We start from the raw sequence: 19342 nt of genomic DNA on the forward strand, positions 1-19342 counted from the left end.
AAATAATTGGAAGAATTTTTATTTGCAAATTGTCTTAAAAAGCATTTTGCATTATAGTGTATTCAATTACAAACTAATAAAGTTAACGTGTGATTTAAAATATTTGATCTCAATCATGTCTTATCAGACAATTTAGCTGGAGGCTTTTACACAATGTCTGACCACAATATTCTCCATTTCCAAAATGACCGTGGATATAAAATAATTGAAATTGGTGTAAAAGAATTCATGTGTGTAGGTGCTACAGAACCATTCGACCATCCTCATATTTTTATCGATATGGGAGCAGATGATGAAAAAATTTGCCCCTATTGCTCAACGCTTTATCGCTATAATCATTCATTGTCATTCAATCAAACAAATCCAACAGGGTGCATATATCATATAGATAACCCGCTATAACTTCTAATATAATATACAATGGCTATCATTGATCAACCGCCAATCATTATCGGGGCGGGAATTGCTGGTTTAAGCTCTGCTTTAGCACTTGCCCAAAAGGGAATTGCAAGTACTCTTATTGAAAAATGTAAACAACTCGATAGTGTAGGTGCTGGCATTCAGCTTACTCCAAATGCAACGCGCATTCTTGCCCACTGGGGGGTTTTAAAAAAATTAATTGAATTAGGCCTTGAACCACATTTTCTTGAGCTAAAAGACGGTATATCGTTAAAAACGCATTTCCATGTTGATCTTATCAATTTATCTGAAAAACGTTGGAAAGCCCCTTATATCACGATTCATCGAGCTGATTTGCAGAAAGTTTTATATAATGCTGTTCTTAAAAACCCTCTTATCACATGTAAACTAGGTGAAAATATCGTATCATCTACTCACACTACAACCCACAGCATTAATATAGAAACTATAAAAACAGAAGAATCAACTAAAATACAACAACATCAATTTTATTCTACATCACTTCTTATCGGGTGCGATGGTGTTTGGTCTAAGTTACGCCAACTTGCCCCTTTCCATGAAAAAGCAGATTTTAGTGGCTTAATTGCTTGGCGTGCAACAGCGACATTTGAAAATCTTCCCCCAAATTTTCGTTCTTTATTGCAAAATATAAAGACAATTACTGCCTGGATGGGACCTAAGAATCATCTTGTTGTCTATCCCATTCAATCTGCAAAAATTTTTAACTTTGTAGCTATCACTCATGGAGACAATGCACAAAAAGAATGGAATCAAAAGGGAGATAAAGAAAAACTCAAAGCTCTCTTTAGTAATTGGAATCCCAAAATCCTCGAACTCTTTGATCATATTGACACTTGGAATTATTGGCCACTATTTCAAATGAATCATGATCGTTTTGTAGGTTTAAAACAGCAAGTATTTGTTGGTGACTGTGCGCATGCAGCCTTGCCTTTTGCAGCACAAGGTGCTGCTATGGCGATAGAAGATGCAGCCACATTAGCAGAAGTGCTTTCAATTAGTGACCTTTCACTCATTGAGGCTATTTCACTTTATGAAAAAATACGCAAACCTCGCGTTACAGCCATAAAAAAACGTGGAGATTTTAATAAACTAGTTTACCATGCAACCGGTCCTTTAGCAGTTGCACGTAACTTTATAATGAAAATTCGTTCATCAGAAAACATTATATCTAGCCTAGATTGGCTTTACAGTTATGACGCCATGAATCTGGCAAAAAATAATATTTAAAAACGGTATAGTAAAAAACTACAAAATCTACACTCTAAATAACAGGTCACTTCACTGTTGATTTAACTCAACTCTACATCAATCACACCATGAATTGCTTTTATAGCATTTGCTACCTGTAAATTTACCTTGTATCGCTTTGAAAGCATAACTTCAACTTCCCGTACCCCATTTTCTTGAATCAGAATAAATGCCACCTCTCCATTGCCACCGGGCTTTAAATACTGCTCAATTTGTGGAAGAATGTCTGCTGTTTTTATAAAAAGGCGCATTGTTTTACAATCCCGTATTGATTCTTTTTCTAAGGACTGAATAGTTTCAATACGTAAACCAATTCCTTCAGAGCGATCTTCTGCAATTACTGTAACAATAAAAGATTTTCCCGGTTCTAACATATCCTCGTAAATAGAAAGCCCTTCAGAAAATATAACTGCCTCATAGTGCCCACTTGTATCAGAAAACTGAATAACCCCCATTTTTTTACCAGATTTTGTTTTGCGAATTTGCTTTGCCACAATGGTTCCAGCAAGCCGAGCAGCAGTCGCCCCTTTTTTTACTGCATCAGAAAAATCACTCCAAATTTGAACGCGTTTTTTTGTAAGAATAGTTTGGTATTCATCCAAAGGATGAGCAGAAAAATAAAAACCTATTACCTGAAATTCGTGATGAAGTTTTTCAGCCAAAGACCACGGAGATGCTTGCGATAAAATCAAAGGCTCTTTCGGCCCACCCATCATTCCAAATATATCAGTCTGCCCACTAGAATTATTATCAATAATACGAATAGCGCGTGCATTAAGAGTTCCAAGACTTGCCAGTAAAACCTCACGTGCAACTTGAAAACAATCAAGAGCACCTGCATAAATCAAACTTTCCATCGCACGTTTATTAACAATACGAGGATCAATACGCTCACAAAAATCTTCCAGATCTTTAAAAGGCTTATCTCCCCGGCAAGCGACAATATGGTCAACTACTAAATCCCCAATACCTTTAATCGCAGCAAGGGAATAATAAATACACTTTTCTCCTATTTCAAAAACACGACACGATGTTTGCACACAAGGTGCAATAACTTCAATTCCCAGCCTTAATGCCTCACGTCGAAAATCATTCAACTTATCCGTATTTGTCATGTCACATGTCATGGAGGCAGCTAAAAATTCAACTGGGTGGTGTGCTTTCATATAAGCTGTTTGATATGAAACAATTGCATAAGCAGCAGCATGCGATTTATTAAAACCATAATCTGCAAATTTTGCTAAAAGGTCGAAAATAATATCAGCTTGATCTTTATCAATACCACCATCAACAGCACCCCTTACAAAACGTGTACGCTGTTTTTGCATTTCCTTATGGATCTTTTTACCCATAGCGCGGCGTAATAAATCTGCTTCTCCAAGAGAATAACCAGAAAGTACCTGTGCAATTTGCATAACCTGTTCTTGATAAACAATAACACCTTGTGTCTCTTTAACCAGATGATCTATTTTAGGATGAATAGAAGTAATTTCCTCTTTCCCATGTTTGCGTGCATTATATGTTGGAATATTTTCCATTGGACCAGGACGATAAAGTGCCACAAGTGCAATAATATCCTCAATGCGGTCCGGCTTCATCCCAATAAGCGCCTTACGCATACCAGAACTTTCAACTTGAAATACACCAACTGTTTCACCACGCGCTAACATAGTATAAGTCGTTTCATCATTAAGAGAAATATGCGACAAATCTACCTTTACACCTTTTCGTGCAACAAAATCCGTGGCCATTTTTAAAACAGTCAGCGTTTTCAAACCAAGAAAATCAAATTTTACCAAACCAGCTTGCTCAACGCATTTCATGTTAAATTGGGTAACTGGCATATCAGAACGTGGATCGCGATACATTGGTACAAGCTCTGACAATGGCCGATCGCCGATAACAATTCCTGCAGCGTGGGTTGATGCGTGGCGGTAAAGCCCCTCAAGCTGAAGTGCTATATCCAACATGCGCCCAATAACAGGATTCTTTTTCTTTTCTTCCTTAAATTTAGGTTCATCTCGAATAGCCACTGCCAACTCAATATTACTGCCAGGCATAGAAGGAACTAATTTGGTAAGATAATCAACCTGACGATAAGGTACTTCCAAAACACGTCCGACATCACGTAACACCGCACGTGCCTGTAATTTACCAAATGTAATAATTTGAGCTACTTGATCACGACCATATTTTTCTTGAACATATTGAATAACTTCTTCCCGCCGATCTTGACAAAAATCGATATCAAAATCTGGCATAGAAATACGATCTGGATTGAGAAAACGCTCAAACAAGAGAGAAAAGCGCAAAGGATCAACATCAGTGATAGTCAAAGCATAAGCAACAAGTGAACCAGCGCCAGAACCACGCCCTGGGCCGACAGGAATACCATGGCCTTTTGCCCATTTTATAAAATCCGAAACAATAAGAAAATAGCCAGGAAATTGCATACGTGTGATAACTGAAATTTCATAATCCAGTCGTTGTTCATAATCTTCAACTGTATAACCTTCGGCCAAACCAATTGTTTCAAGGCGCATTTTTAAACCAACTTTAGCCTGATTTAATAATTCCTTAGCTTCATCTTCTAAAGCAGAATCTGGATCTACAGAGCGTTCTGTAAAACGGGGTAAAATAGGTTTTCGAGTTGGTACAAAAGTATGACAACGTAACGCAATTTCAACGCTATTTTCTAAAGCTTCTGGAAGATCAGAAAATAATGAAACCATTTCATCTTGTGATTTTAAATAATGATCTGGCGTCACACGCCTGCGATTTGGATTAGAAACAATCTGCCCCTCTGCCACGGCCATCAATGCATCATGAGCCTCGTACCCTTCTTTATTCAGAAAAAAAGCTTCATTGGTTGCAACAAGAGGAATTTCATGCTCATAAGCTAATTCAACAAGTGCGGCTTCAACTTTCCGATCGTAAGAACTATGTCGTTGTAATTCAACATAAAGACGATCACCAAAAATTTGCTTCAAATAAGTTAAATGCTCAACAGCTCGCTCTTTTTTATTTTCTACTAAAGCCAAATTAATGGGGCCATTCCACCCCCCAGTTAAAGCAATAATTCCTTCATTTTGTGATAACAGCCAATCAGCCTTAATATGAGGAGGATCCGTATCACGTTTATCAAGATAAGCGCGACTAACAAGGCTAATCAAATGAGCATAGCCTGCTTCGCTAGCAGCAAACAGAACAATAGAAGCAAAATCAGAAGGGTTGCGTGGTTTGATTAAACGTGGATCACAATTTTCATGTTCAAAATCAATCGCAAGCTGACAACCAATAATAGGTTGCACACCATCTGTAAAACAATACTGAGAAAACTCTAAAGCACCAAACAAATTATTCGTATCTGTAATAGCTATTGCTGGTGCATGATCAGAAATTGCATGCTGAATAATTTGCCTGATTTTCAAAGCCCCTTCAAGAAGGGAATAAGCTGAATGAACCCTCAAATGAATAAAGCGAGGAAGAGAATTTTTACTGTTTAGTATTTTGCTTTTTTTTGCTGGCATTTTCACAATTTCCCATCACAACATAAATGCCAAATTGCAACTATTATTTGTTTCATAATAAAAAGTACTCTAGTTCCCCCTATATTCAATCTATAATTTTAGCATTATCGTATATATGGAAAGTACTCCAATTCTCTTCATATCATATATAATATTACTGATATTAGCTACCCTTCTTGCACTGTTCTTACCACATTTGTTAATTTAATTTTTTATTCTTGTTATCCAAGGCTTAAAATTTAAAATAATGCAATTTATTCTCATAAACTGAGTAATTTATCCCCAAAAAGCTCCTCTAAAGTACTAGAAAAAATGAAAAGAGCAGGCTAAATTTCCTTATGTATTCAAACCTCTTTAATCTGTTTTCAACCTCTATCCGCACTCTTCCAGGAGTGAACCAAAAAGTATATCCCTTACTGGCTAAAGTTTTAAACACCAATCTCTCACAACATGAACCGACTATAATTGACCTGCTTCAACTGATGCCTCATTCCGTTATAGACCGAAGAATGCGGCCCGATATAGCTTTTGCACCAGAAGGAAAAATCGTTACTCTTGAAATCATCATTGATCAACACCGACCACCACTAAATAGTAACAACCGATCACCTTATCGTGTCATTGGTTATGATAAAACAGGAAGCATAAATTTAGTGTTTTTTCACGCTCAACGTTCTTGGCTAGAAAGACAGCTCCCTGAAGGAAAAAAAGTAATTGTATCAGGTAAAGTGGAACGATTTAACGGGCAGCTTTCAATAGTTCACCCTGATCATATAGCCCCTAGTGAACAATTAAACCAGATGCCACTAATTGAACCTATCTATCCTTCTACCGCTGGGCTATCAGCAAGAGCACTAAAACGCGCAATGCAAGGTGCTCTTGAGCGTATTCCTCTTTTGCCAGAATGGATAGAGAAAAATCTTAAAAAACAGCAACAATTTCCTTCTTTTTCTGATGCTTTGCATTGTATTCATGCACCGATAGACCCTAATGATTTGGCTTTAAAAAGTGCAGCACGTCAACGCCTTGCCTATGATGAACTCCTTGCTGGTCAATTAGCTCTTGGTCTTGTACGTTTAAAAACAAAATCTCTTTCAGGTGCTTCTCGCCCACCAACAGGTGTCTATACAGAAAAACTGCTTGAATCTTTACCTTTTCAACTGACAAATGCACAAAAACAAGCAATACAAGATATTGCAAGTGATTTAGCTTCACCTGAACCTATGTTAAGACTCCTCCAAGGTGATGTAGGAACAGGAAAAACCGTAGTTGCACTAATGGCAATGGCACAAATTGCTGAAAATTCAGGTCAGTCAGCTCTAATGGCACCCACAGAAGTGCTTGCACGACAACATTTTACTATGATTGCTCCTCTTGCTGAAAAAATTGGTTTAAAAACAGTTCTTTTAACTGGACGAGAAAAAGGGAAATCACGCGTAAATATTCTTAACGATATATTGTCAGGGAAAATCTCTATTATCATCGGCACCCACGCCTTGATACAAAAGAATGTTACTTATAATAACCTTGCTTTAACCATTATTGATGAGCAGCACCGTTTTGGTGTAAATCAACGTCTTGCCCTTACAGCAAAAGGTCATAAACCTGACATATTAGTGATGACAGCCACCCCTATTCCACGCACACTGGTGTTAACAGCCTTTGGTGACATGGATGTATCAAAAATTACAGAAAAACCAATTGGACGAAAACCAATCACTACAGCAACTCTCCCTTTAGAGCGGATTGATGAACTTATAGAGCGAATTGCAGTTGCGTTAGAAAAAGGAGAAAAACTTTATTGGATCTGTCCCTTGGTAGAAGAATCAGAAAACTTTCAACTTACTTCGATTGAAAACCGTTTTGCCATTCTCCATAAACGATTTGGTGCATGTGTTGGTATGATACATGGAAAAATGTCTACCACTAAAAAAAATGCAGCAATAGCGTCTTTTAAATCTGGAGAAACATGTATTTTAGTTGCAACTACAGTTATTGAAGTGGGAGTAGATATTCCTGATGCCTCAATTATTATAATCGAACATGCAGAGCATTTTGGTCTTTCACAATTACACCAATTGCGTGGACGCGTTGGACGAGGAGAAAAAAAATCTTCTTGTATTTTACTATATAAAGCTCCCCTTACAAAAACAGCTGCAATGCGTCTTAATATCATACGTAACACAGAAGATGGTTTTAAAATTGCTGAAGAAGACTTGCGTTTGCGAGGAGAAGGTGAGCTTTTAGGAACACGACAATCTGGTATGCCTGAGTTCCACATAGCAAACCTTACAGCGCACCATAAACTTTTGTTAATGGCAAGAAAGGATGCATGTTTATTCTTGCAACACGATTCTGATCTTTCCTCAGAACGGGGACAAGCTTTACGCTTACTTCTCTACCTTTTTAGACATGATGATGCCATTCAGCTTTTACGTTCAGGCTAATTTTTTAAAAGCGTATTTACGAACAAAATTATCCAAAATTCTATTGCTAAAAAAAGTTTTAATCACCCTAACAAGAATGCTTTGCAAAAAAACTGTATATGAACCAAATGAATATCTGAGTTTAAAAACTTCTATTTTATATAAGTTATTAGAAAACAAATATATTATTTTCCTCACATCTCTTAAAAAAAACTATCCTATTCTTCCTTATTAACTCAAACAGTAAATTGATAAATATTGTTTTTACAGTAAAAAAGACTTCAATTAGACAAGAAAATGCTTTCTTTAATAATAAATGCCAATCCTTAATTTATTACATATTAATTTCTAGCTTTAATTATTTTCTACACCTCCCAAAGATATAAAACTATTTTTTATTCGACTGTTACCGATTTTGCCAAATTACGAGGTTGATCAACGTCTGTTCCCAATAAAACAGCTGTGTGATAAGCGATTAACTGAATAGGTAAAGTATAAATAATAGGTGCAATAAATTCTGGAATCTCTGGTAAAATAATAGTCGATGAAGAACTAAAACGTGTAGCCTCCATTCCTCTTTTATCCGTTATCAAAATAATACGGCCATTGCGGGCTGCCACTTCTTGCATATTAGAAAAAGTTTTTTCAAACCATTTATCATAAGGTGCAATAACAATAACTGGTATTGTTTTATCAACCAATGCAATCGGTCCATGCTTCAATTCACCCGCTGCATAACCTTCAGCGTGAATATAAGAAAGCTCTTTTAGTTTGAGTGCTCCCTCCAAAGCAATCGGATAAGAAGTACCACGCCCAAGATAGAGAACACCTTTTGCATTCACTAAATCACGACAAATGTGCTCAATTGTGTTATCAAGTTTTAAAACCTCATTTAAAATTCGTGGTATCTCTGCTAACTGTTGAACCAACCGCTGTTCTACCGTTTCTAAAAGGCGTCCACGTTGCTTAGCTGCACACAAAGCCATTGAAGCAAGTGTTGATAATTGACAGATAAAAGCTTTTGTTGAAGCAACACCAATTTCTGGACCAGCTAATGTTGGTAAAACAAAATCAGCTTCCCTTGCCATTGTTGATTGCTCAACATTTACAACTGTCGCTGTTTTTACACCGCAATCCCTACAGTAACGTAAAGATGCTAATGTATCTGCTGTTTCACCGGATTGAGAAACAAATACCGACAATGCATCAGTTGTCATAGGTGGTTCCCGATAACGAAATTCAGAAGCCACATCATTATCAACACTTAAAGCAGCAAGACTTTCAAACCAATAACGTGCAACTAAGGTTGAATAATAAGCAGTTCCACAACTTGCAAATAATAATCGGTTAACATTTTTCCAATCAATTGAATTTTTAAGTGGGCGAACTTTATAATTTCCAAGATCAAGATAACGCGCTAAATTATGAGAAATAACATCAGGTTGTTCAAATATTTCTTTGCGCATGAAATGACGATGACTACCTTTGGAGACAAACAAAGTGCCGTCACACAACGTTGTAATGGGGCGCTCTGTCTGCTGATCGTCTGCATTATAAATTGTTACCCCTTTACGTGTAAGAACAGCCAAATCCCCATCTTCCATATAGCTTATACGATTTGTAAATGAAGCTAAAGCAATTGCATCTGACCCTACAAAAAATTCATCCTTACCATAGCCAATCGCTAAAGGGGGGCCAGAACAAACAGCAATTATCAGATTATCTTCACCTTCAAAAATAAGAGCAATCGCAAAAGCACCCTTTAATTTTTTCCAACTTGTGTATGTTGCTTCCTTCGGAGAAAGACCACCTTTTAACGCACGAGTAATTAAATGAGCAATAACTTCTGTATCAGTTTCCGTTTCAAAGATATAACCATCTTCGACGAGTTCTTTTCGCAATTCTACAAAATTTTCAATAATACCATTGTGCACAATTGCAAGCCGATCAGTCATATGGGGATGAGCATTGCGTTCTACGGGGACGCCGTGTGTAGCCCAACGTGTATGGCCAATTCCCAAATTACCTTTTAAAGGTGTGTTTTTTAGTTTTTCTTCTAAATGAGCCAGCTTACCTTCGGCTCGAATACGATGAAGGTGCCCATTAAATACTGTTGCTAAACCAGATGAATCATAACCCCTGTATTCAAGACGTCTCAAACCATCAACCAGATAGGATGCAACAGGTTTATTTCCAACAATTCCGATAATTCCGCACATTAGAAAGCTCCAATCTACATCCCTTAAGTTTATAACAGTCCCATAAACAATTAGACTAACCCCATTCAAAATTTTAAGCGACCATATGAAATAGAATATGCTATGATCATAAAAAAGGATAAATTTTTATTATAATTGCTTAAGCCACCATAAAACAAAAAAAAGAAATTGAAATATTTACTTTTTTCGTTTGTTTATTGATAAACGTGTACGCAATTTTGTTGCACGATTTTCTTTTATTACCTGCCGTGCACGCCCTAAAGCCAAACTGTTTATAGGAACATCTTCAGTGATAACACTTCCTGAAGCGATATAGGAATCTTTTCCTATAATCAATGGAGCAACAAGTGCTGAATTAGATCCAATAAAAACATTGTCATCAATCATAGTTTTATATTTATGAAAGCCATCATAATTACACGTAATCGTACCAGCTCCGATATTAGTATGTGAGCCAATTTCTGCATCACCAATATAACTCAAATGGTTAATTTTAGCAGCTTCCCCTACCTTTGCTTGTTTAATCTCACAAAAATTTCCTACCTTAACTGATCGTGCTAACTCTGTCCCAGGGCGTAAACGTGCATAAGGACCAATTTGTGTATCTGCACCAACAAAAGCCCCCTCTAAATAACTAAATGCGCGAATAACTGCACCAGATTGTACTTTAACCCCTGGTCCAAAATAAACATTTGGCTCAATCAGAACACCTGGTTCAATTTCTGTATCATAAGAAAAATAAACACTTTCTGGCTTCAATATTGTCACACCAGATAACATGAAATCACATGCTTTACGTTTCTGCCATAAAGTATCAACTTCAGAAAGTTCAAAACAGTTATTAACTCCTATAACATTATTAAAAGGTACTTCAATGACTCGAACATCTAGCCCTTCACATGATGCAATAGAAACAATATCTGTTAAATAATATTCTTGCTGCGCATTATTATTATTAATTTTATCCAAGAGAGAAAGCGCATGCTTTCCATTAATAGCCATTATTCCGCCATTACAAAAAGAATTCTTTTTCTCTTCATCACTTGCATCTTTTTCTTCTACAATAGCTATAAATTTACCATTTTTTCGATAAGGCGGCCATATCCCGTTGGATCAGGAGCATAAAAACCAGCCACAACAACATCTGCTCCCATAGCAAGAGGAGCGCGAATCCGTGTCAATGAAGTATGTTCGATCAAAGGAGTATCACCAAAGATAATTAGAACATCATCTATTCCTTTTTGTAAAGCTAGTCGAGCAGATAAAACAGCATGAGCAGTTCCTAAACGCTCCTTTTGTTCAAAAATCATGACATCTTTTACACATGATTGAACAACTTTAGTAACATCTTTTCCACCAGCGCCCACGACAACTGCTAATTGTGAAAAACCTGCCAATTCTACTTGTTTCACCACATGGCATATAAGCGGTAACCCTGCCACCTTATGAAGCACCTTGGGGAGAAACGACTTCATACGCGTTCCCTCCCCTGCCGCAAGAACAATAGAAAGACAACTTCTAACCATAAAACACACAAAAATTAACGAAAAAAGCTAAACCAACGAGAAATATCATGCCAACTGATAGCTTCGACATTGCTCAGTAAAGGATAATTTTCCAAAAGCCAAAATGAAAAGTTCTGAATATAACCCGTCAAAAATAAAATACCTGTAATAACCAGAAAAATACCAATAATTTTTTCAACTTTTCCTAAATGAACACGAAAAGCTCCCAAAAACTTCATAAAACTGCTTGAAAACAAAGCTGCCAATACGAAAGGCACTGCGAGACCTAACGAATAAAATCCTAAAAGGATAGCCCCCTCACCTACAGTTTCTTTTGTTCCTGCAAGCGTTATAATAGGCCCTAAGATTGGGCCAATACATGGTGTCCAACCAAATGCGAAAGCTAAACCTATAACATAAGCTCCCAAAGGCCCAGTAGGAATTTTACGGGTCTGAAAACGTGCCTCCCGAGATAACAAGTTAATTTTAAAAACATGCAAAAAATTTAAACCAAAAATGATGATAATAATTCCAGCAGCAATAGCAAACCAATCACGATAATAACCAATAAATTTGCCAATTGTACTTGCACTTGCCCCCAAAGCAACAAAAACAGTTGTAAACCCAAGCACAAAAGCAAAAACAGAAGATAAAAGTGCCAAGCGTACAGATGTGTTTCCATTCTCCTTTTCTGAACGAAAATCGTCAACACTAATACCAGCCATATAGCACAAATAAGGAGGAACTAACGGCAAAACACACGGTGATAAAAAAGATAACGCACCGGCAAAAAACACACTCAATATTGAAAATTCTAAAACCAAAATTTTATACCTATTCTCAATTATAGTTTATATTCACAAATGATAATCAATTCACCATTTCATCAAATTTCTGTATATTTTGTGTATCTGCTATAACATTTACATCTTCATCTCGACCAGAAACTACTGAAAAAACTTTTTGATAAATTTGATCTTTATTTTTAGCAATCGCAATATAATCACCTTCAGCCAATACAAGCGAAACATAAGCCCCAACCGCTTCATAAACAATATCACCAGACTCATTAGTAATCGACCAACTTGTATCTGCCAACGCCTCTCCTCCTTCTTGACGGACCAACTTTAATACAATCTGAGCTGCTTGATGTTGAAAGGTTACCTCAATAATTTTGCCCGCATCCACTTGGATATCCGAACGTGTTATGGCATTAACCGAACCATAATGAGAAACAACATGATAATGACCTGTTTTTAAGCGTACAATCGATTGAGGTTTCACATTCGACAAAATCACGCCCGTATCATCATTTTCCTCTGCATCTTTATAGATAGTAAAATATAATTCCTTTTCGTTAACCGTGCCATTAAGGAGTGTGCTGTTAAAAACAATACCACCAGCATTAAGATTAAAATTTTTGACGAACTCTTGTCCATTTTTTAAATTTATCTGATCTACCATACTTGCATGGCCAAATGAAACATGTACAAGATAACTGCCCTCTTCTAAATTAAAATGTGCAGTGCCACCCTCAAAAGTTGCGATCAATGGTAATTTATTATCAATTCCCAAGATAGGTGTATAAACACGCCATACTAATCCTTTTGTAATATTCTCGCTGTTACGAGTTAATCGAGCATTGAGTGTCAGTTTAGCCTGAGAATGCTCCTGTTCATGATTTTCAGAATGTGTAATGGAAGTTATTGATTGCTCTTGTTGATAGTTTTGAAGCTCTTTTTCTTCAGAAAATGCACTATCATTCCAAACCAACAAAACAGGTATTATAGCTAACCATAAAGTCTGACGTAATATTTTTGTAAATATGCTCATCTCTACATTGTTGACCAAAGCAACAATCTTTTCAAGAAGCAATGTCAGAGAATCATTATTCTAAATTGAAAAACTAACACCACAACCACATGATGAGGCAGCATTGGGATTATGTATTTGAAAAGATTGCTCCATGAGATTGTCAACAAAATCAACTTCTGCCCCTTTCATGAAAGGAAGAGAGAGTGAATCAATTAATATAACCGCTCCATCTTTTTTTATAACGAGATCATCTTCTCTACTTTCAGAAACTAAATCATATTTATATGAAAAACCCGAACACCCACCACCTTCAACAGAAATTCGTAACGCTATTTTATCGGGTTTACTCGAAAGTATCTGTGCAATCCGCTTAGCAGCAAAATCTGATATTTTTATACTCATTTTTACACACCCTTGCATTAAACCGTTGAGAAAGCGTATCCTAAACAGATAAAAGCTTGTTAATAACAAATTGATTTTAAATTTAAGGTGAGAATGGATAACTTGCAATGGATAATAATACCAATTTCAATTACCAATCTCGGGCAATATATAGCACAAATCCACAAAGAAGCCGTAGTAGATTATTTAATGAAGCTATAAGTACCATACGTACACCTTTTCAACGAGATAGGGACCGTATTATTCACTCTAACGCATTTCGACGTCTTAAACATAAAACCCAAGTGTTTATTGCCGACGAAAGTGATCATTATCGCACTCGCCTTACCCATTCGATCGAAGTTTCCCAAATCGCGCGTACATTAGCTCGTGCATTATATCTTGATGAAGATCTTGCCGAAGCCATCGCTCTTGTGCACGACTTTGGGCATACGCCTTTTGGGCATGCAGGGGAAGATGCTCTTAATGAAGCAATGGCACCTTATGGTGGTTTTGATCATAACGCACAAGCATTACGTATTGTTACAAAGCTTGAACATCGTTACGCAAACTTTGATGGATTAAATCTCACCTGGGAAACACTTGAAGGACTTGTGAAACATAATGGACCTCTTTTAGGCCCTCATTCTTCCAATAAAAATGTCCCTATTGATATTTTGCAATATAATGCACAACAAGATCTTGAACTTGACTGTTTTGCTGGATTAGAAGCGCAATGTGCTGCTATTGCCGATGACATTGCTTACAATGCTCATGATATTGATGATGGTTTACGCGCACATTTTTTAACAATTAATCAATTCGAAAATATTTCGTTAACCGCTTCATTATTACACAATATTGAACAAGAATACCCACAGCTTGACCAAACTCGGCGTGGCTATGAACTGGTACGCAGACAAATAACAGTCATGGTTGAGGATGTTATCGAACAATCACAAAAAAACTTAACACTCATAAAACCTGAAAGTGTAAACGACATTCATCAGGCAGGACAAACTATTGTTACCTTTTCTCCCACAATGGCCATTCAAGAAAAACAGTTAAAAGATTTCTTATTTCAAAATCTTTACTATCATGACCAAGTCCTCACACGTCGAAATGCAGCAAAACAGATTATACAAAAATTATTTGATTGTTATTATAAAAATCCAGAACTCATGCCTGAAAACTGGTGCAATAAAATAACTCATTTAACAAATCAGGAATTGGCACGTCTCATTGCTGATTTTTTATCAGGTATGACAGACCACTATGCATTGCGTGAATACCGCCGACTATTTGACCATACAGATGATTTCGTTTAATTAATTTCGAATACAATATGGAATTAGAATATGAATATCTTTAAAAGTTTCGAAAAAAAAATTAAAAAATTAATCGAATTATCTGATATAAAAGAAAAAAATAGAGAAACTTTAGATTTATCAAAAGTTACTGTTGACCCCCCACGAGATCCTTCGCACGGTCATCTATCAACCAATGCAGCTATGGTGCTTGCAAAATCTGTTGGACTTAACCCACGCATACTCGCAGAAAAAATCATAGAACTTCTAAAAAATGATCAGTCTATTGAATGCATTAATGTTGCTGGTCCTGGATTTATTAATATCAAACTAACAAGATCATTTTGGCAAGACGTATTAAAATCAATGATTGAAGCAGGTATAGCCTATGGTCGCAGCCAAATAGGACAGGGTAAACGAGTCAATGTTGAGTATGTCTCTGCAAATCCAACAGGTCCAATGCACGTTGGACATTGCAGAGGTGCCGTTATTGGAGATGTTCTTTCTAATTTGCTTCAATTTGTTGGCTACAATGTCACTAAAGAATATTACATTAATGATGCTGGTGGGCAAGTTGAAGTACTAGCGCATTCTGTTTTGTTGCGCTACCGCCAAGCACTTGGGCAAACAATCAATGAAATTCCAGAAGGGCTGTATCCTGGTGAGTATCTGATACCATTAGGGCAATCACTTGTTCAAGAATTTGGTGACCAATTACTTACTATAGATAAATCTGAAGCTTTATCTATAGTAAAAGAACGTGCAATTGACGCAATGATGGCTATGATTCGCGATGATTTATCTGCTTTGAACATTCAGCATGACGTTTTTTTTTCCGAACGAATGCTTTATGCTGATAATGCGCAAGCTATTCGCAATGCAATTAATGACCTCACTTTAAATGGTTATATCTATAAAGGTATACTCTCTCCACCAAAGGGGAAAATCTTAGAAGATTGGGAACCACATGAGCAAACCTTGTTCCGTTCAACTGATGTTGGCGATGATCAAGACCGTGTTTTAATTAAATCTAATGGTTCTTATACTTATTTTGCCGCTGACATTGCTTATTTTCGTGATAAATTTAATCGCCATTTTGACGAGATGATTTATATTCTAGGTGCAGATCACGCTGGATACGTAAAACGATTAGAAGCAGTAGCAAAAGCAATTTCTGGAGATAAAGCCAAACTGGCTGTTTTCTTATGCCAATTAGTAAAACTCTTTCGTAATGGTCAACCTGTACGTATGTCTAAAAGAGAGGGGTCGTTTGTTACCCTGCGCGACGTTGTAGAAGAAGTTGGTTGTGATCCAGTGCGTTTTATGATGCTTTATCGTAAATGTGAAGCACCTCTTGATTTTGACTTCACAAAAGTGACAGAACAATCAAAAGATAATCCTATTTTTTATGTGCAATATGCAAGTGCACGTTGTCACTCAGTTTTTCGTCAAGCACAAGAAAGCCTGCATATTGACAACCTTTCAAGCAATATAATGATTCCTTATCTTGACAAGTTAATAGACGATAGCGAAATATCGTTAATACGTAAACTTGCTGAATATCCACGTATTATTGAACAAGCTGTAATTCATAAAGAACCGCATCGACTAGCATTTTATCTTTATGATCTTGCTTCAAACTTTCACGGACATTGGAATAAAGGTAATGATAATCCTGATTTACGCTTTACAAAACTTGAAGATAAAGAATTGTCCTTGGCTAGATTAGGTTTGATCCAAGCTGTCATTAATATTTTATCATCAGGACTTCAAATTGTAGGAATAAAAGCATCAACAGAAATGCGTTGAAAAAGTCCTACAAAGCTATAAAATGGATTTTTTATTAAAAATGTTTTTTGTATACTTCTTTTATAAAGATGCATTTTTTTGATTGAAAGAAAAGATTTTATAATTCCAAATATAATAAATCTAAATTAACAAATTTACTGTATTCAAACACAGATCATCATGTGAGAAAACTTATGAGCGATAATAATCGCAAAAATTTGCAAGAAGAAAAACAAAATCATGAACAGCATGATTCTGTGGAAGAGTTTACGCAAATTTTTAATTCAAACACACAAAATAGAAATCAAAATTCTCATCATACTCATTCTTCGTTAGAATCTGATTATTCTATACCTCAAACTCCATTCCAAAATGATGATTTTGACCTTCCCTTTTTAGAAGACAATTTTGAAAATAATTCAGTGGGTGATTTGCCATTTGACGGTCAAGATGAGCAATGGAATTTACAATCAAACGTTAACAATCCAACTTCAACGGATACAGCTGCCCCTGCTCTTAATCGCTCAGAAAAAAATAGTTCTTTTTCTGAAGGAATGCATTCTTATTCTCCCCATAATGATGAAGAACAAATCTTAGAAGCACTTTCCCCATTACCCATTCAAAAGAATGAAGGGCTGCAAGATAAAACGGCACAAACTAATATTGATCCTTTTTTTGAAACAGATGATTTTAACGCAAATTTAGAAAATTTTTTTCTTGATGAGATAGACGAACAAAATAAAAATACAGTCACTAAAAAAGCATATGAAGAAACTGAAGCTTTTTTACAAACAAATGCACAACAGCCCACAACTAACAATACACAATCAAACTATGATGACAAGCAAAGTGCTTATCATACACCTGTAAATTCTCCTTATGAGATGCGGGCTAATCAACAGAATTTGGGTAATAATCATTATGATGGTGGATTCTTAAAACAAGAAGATGAAACTGCGAAAATTACAGAATATAAAGATGCGCAAACCCAATATTCCCAAAATAATATAAATACTACTGAAGATATTTCTCATCAAAACAGTATGAGTGAAATTTGGAATAATCAAAATAATTTAAGTGACACACAAGCCTCATCAGAACCTTTTAACACCCCACAAACAGAAAATTTTTTGTAGATGAGCATTCTCACAATAACAATCCTCCTCCAGAGGTTGATACTTATAAATTTGCAGACGAAATCGTAGAAAAAACTGAACCCATTATGGCTTCAAAAATTCTCTACGAAGCCCCCAAACATGATGTACCTGCTGATGGTCTTCAAAAAGAATTCTCTGAAGTATTCAATGTAGGAAATGTCTCTTCAGAAGATTTTTTACAGCAGCAACAAGATGACTTTTTCAATGAAATTTTTCATCATACTAAGCAAGATCCAGAAGAAAGTTCACCCCTAAACACCTTGCAACAGAGTGCTAACCATTCTTCTGTTGAAAACAAAGAACAATCTTTCCCTCCTCCTTCCAATAGTTCGCAACATAAATCTGCAGACGAAGTGCCCACCCATGTATTGGCAACTGCATATTCGAGAAATTTTATCAGAAAAAGTTTTATTAAAGGTATTATTCTTTTTGCTCTGATTGCAATTAGTATTTTTAGCTATTTTCGCTTTATATCACCAAGTGAAAATGAAAGCCCACTCATTATCCATGCTGATAACACACCTTTTAAAGTCAAGCCAGAAACAACTGAAACTGAAAATAACGTTACTCATGATTTAAAAATTTACAATCAAAAAAACAGTAAAGACGAAACACAAGAAAGTGCACAACAACCTCTTGTTGACAGTTCTGAAACGCCTGAAAATTTAACAGTATTAAATGAGAAGGCACCGGAAAATGAGGAAGCACCAGAAAATACCTCTTCTGCTTCTTCTCATGATGAACCTAATATTGAAGATGCAATTACAGAAGCTCTCGACCATACTGTACCAACACGAGAGGTTCAAACTGTTATTGTAAAAACAGATGGTACAATGGTACTTGCTCCAGCGCATCAGACAAATGAAAAACTAGCAGATCAGTCTACAGAACCCACTAATCAATCTGAAGCAATTAATCAATCTGTTGATCAACCTCAAGATGACTCTGTAGATTCCGTGCAATCATCCAATATCAACAATAATCAAGCAGAAGATGATACTGCAACAAATATTGACACAATTATCGCGGAAAGTGCTTCTATCCCTGATGATGGAAATTTCTTTACTCCTGATGAAAGTCCTTCTATTCCTAATACTGAAAAGAAAACTAAAGATTCATTCATACCAGTGCCTTTATCTGTAAAACCTAATCCAACTGCACAAACACACAGTGGTGATCGTTCAAATTTATCGGCACAAGTAACGACACAAAACTCAGAAAACTACTATGTACAACTTGCATCGCACCCAACGTCTGAATTAGCTGAAAATTCTTTGAGAAAATTAAAATCCAAATTCGGGTCTCTTATTGGTGAGCGTCCTTTCAATATTCAATCTACTTCTATACCAGAAAAAGGGACCTATTATCGTGTGCGTATTCAAACTCAAAATCGTAATGAAGCTATAAACCTCTGCGAAAACATCAAAATCTCTGGCGGAAATTGCTTTGTCACACGCTAAATAATATAGTAACAGCTAAAAAAACTGTTGCTATGTTTTACTTATTTTTTCTTAATTCAATTCTA

Annotated in this window: 11 protein-coding genes and 2 pseudogenes; 7 read left to right on the plus strand and 6 right to left on the minus strand. The window is 36.2% G+C overall.

Features of this window, described 5'->3' with window-relative positions; all coding sequences use genetic code 11:
• The first annotated feature begins 153 nt into the window (after window positions 1-153).
• Window positions 154-402, plus strand: coding sequence for a zinc-finger domain-containing protein (locus tag BscR1v2_RS03895; protein WP_078689804.1), 249 nt, complete (start codon window positions 154-156; stop codon window positions 400-402).
• 27 nt (window positions 403-429) lie between these two features.
• Entirely contained in the window at window positions 430-1668 is a 1239-nt protein-coding gene (locus BscR1v2_RS03900; protein WP_078690315.1) for an FAD-binding protein, read from the plus strand.
• Window positions 1669-1730: 62 nt separating this feature from the next.
• On the opposite strand, the gene dnaE is transcribed toward BscR1v2_RS03900, so the two are convergent.
• Window positions 1731-5219: a DNA polymerase III subunit alpha gene (gene dnaE / locus BscR1v2_RS03905; protein ID WP_078689805.1), complete on the minus strand. Its 3489-nt coding sequence runs from the start codon at window positions 5217-5219 to the stop codon at window positions 1731-1733.
• A gap of 338 nt (window positions 5220-5557) precedes the next feature.
• Between dnaE and recG the strand changes: the two genes are divergently transcribed.
• Window positions 5558-7666, plus strand: a complete 2109-nt coding sequence (gene recG, locus BscR1v2_RS03910; RefSeq protein ID WP_078689806.1) for an ATP-dependent DNA helicase RecG — start codon at window positions 5558-5560, stop codon at window positions 7664-7666.
• 374 nt (window positions 7667-8040) lie between these two features.
• Here the strand turns inward: recG and glmS are convergent, their stop codons facing one another.
• The 5 genes and pseudogenes from glmS to BscR1v2_RS03935 all read right to left on the minus strand — a co-directional run bounded on the left by glmS (window position 8041) and on the right by BscR1v2_RS03935 (window position 13586).
• The gene (gene glmS / locus BscR1v2_RS03915) at window positions 8041-9864 is read right to left on the minus strand and encodes a glutamine--fructose-6-phosphate transaminase (isomerizing) (protein ID WP_078689807.1); all 1824 of its coding nucleotides are present in this window, start codon (window positions 9862-9864) and stop codon (window positions 8041-8043) included.
• Between the two features lie 177 nt (window positions 9865-10041).
• Window positions 10042-11390, minus strand: a pseudogene (gene glmU / locus BscR1v2_RS03920) (bifunctional UDP-N-acetylglucosamine diphosphorylase/glucosamine-1-phosphate N-acetyltransferase GlmU).
• A 14-nt stretch (window positions 11391-11404) separates the two neighbouring features.
• Complete coding sequence (locus BscR1v2_RS03925) at window positions 11405-12193, minus strand: cytochrome c biogenesis CcdA family protein (protein ID WP_010703834.1); 789 nt, start codon at window positions 12191-12193, stop codon at window positions 11405-11407.
• Window positions 12194-12239: 46 nt separating this feature from the next.
• The gene (locus BscR1v2_RS03930) at window positions 12240-13244 is read right to left on the minus strand and encodes a hypothetical protein (RefSeq protein WP_078689808.1); all 1005 of its coding nucleotides are present in this window, start codon (window positions 13242-13244) and stop codon (window positions 12240-12242) included.
• An 18-nt stretch (window positions 13245-13262) separates the two neighbouring features.
• A complete protein-coding gene (locus BscR1v2_RS03935) occupies window positions 13263-13586 on the minus strand; it encodes a HesB/IscA family protein (protein ID WP_078689809.1) in 324 nt (107 codons plus the stop codon).
• Window positions 13587-13693: 107 nt separating this feature from the next.
• Between BscR1v2_RS03935 and BscR1v2_RS03940 the strand changes: the two genes are divergently transcribed.
• From BscR1v2_RS03940 to BscR1v2_RS08605, 4 genes and pseudogenes are all read left to right on the plus strand, one after another.
• Window positions 13694-14893, plus strand: coding sequence for a deoxyguanosinetriphosphate triphosphohydrolase (locus BscR1v2_RS03940; RefSeq protein ID WP_078689810.1), 1200 nt, complete (start codon window positions 13694-13696; stop codon window positions 14891-14893).
• Window positions 14894-14923: 30 nt separating this feature from the next.
• Window positions 14924-16681: an arginine--tRNA ligase gene (gene argS / locus BscR1v2_RS03945; RefSeq protein WP_078689811.1), complete on the plus strand. Its 1758-nt coding sequence runs from the start codon at window positions 14924-14926 to the stop codon at window positions 16679-16681.
• A gap of 197 nt (window positions 16682-16878) precedes the next feature.
• Window positions 16879-17796 (plus strand): hypothetical protein, encoded by a 918-nt coding sequence (locus BscR1v2_RS08235; protein ID WP_236828972.1) that lies wholly within the window; start codon window positions 16879-16881, stop codon window positions 17794-17796.
• 1223 nt (window positions 17797-19019) lie between these two features.
• Window positions 19020-19277, plus strand: a pseudogene (locus tag BscR1v2_RS08605) (SPOR domain-containing protein); the annotation flags it as partial.
• Window positions 19278-19342: the final 65 nt, after the last annotated feature.

It is taken from the genome of Bartonella schoenbuchensis R1 (assembly GCF_002022685.1).
Lineage (GTDB): Bacteria > Pseudomonadota > Alphaproteobacteria > Rhizobiales > Rhizobiaceae > Bartonella > Bartonella schoenbuchensis.

Excerpts from the sequence above, each read along its gene's own strand:
- BscR1v2_RS03895 (WP_078689804.1), top strand. The coding sequence starts at position 154 with ATGTCTGACCACAATATTCTCCATTTCCAAAATGACCGTGGATATAAA.
- glmS (WP_078689807.1), bottom strand. The coding sequence starts at position 9,864 with ATGTGCGGAATTATCGGAATTGTTGGAAATAAACCTGTTGCATCCTAT.
- BscR1v2_RS03935 (WP_078689809.1), bottom strand. The coding sequence starts at position 13,586 with ATGAGTATAAAAATATCAGATTTTGCTGCTAAGCGGATTGCACAGATA.
- argS (WP_078689811.1), top strand. The coding sequence starts at position 14,924 with ATGAATATCTTTAAAAGTTTCGAAAAAAAAATTAAAAAATTAATCGAA.
- dnaE (WP_078689805.1), bottom strand. The coding sequence starts at position 5,219 with ATGCCAGCAAAAAAAAGCAAAATACTAAACAGTAAAAATTCTCTTCCT.
- BscR1v2_RS03940 (WP_078689810.1), top strand. The coding sequence starts at position 13,694 with ATGGATAATAATACCAATTTCAATTACCAATCTCGGGCAATATATAGC.
- recG (WP_078689806.1), top strand. The coding sequence starts at position 5,558 with ATGTATTCAAACCTCTTTAATCTGTTTTCAACCTCTATCCGCACTCTT.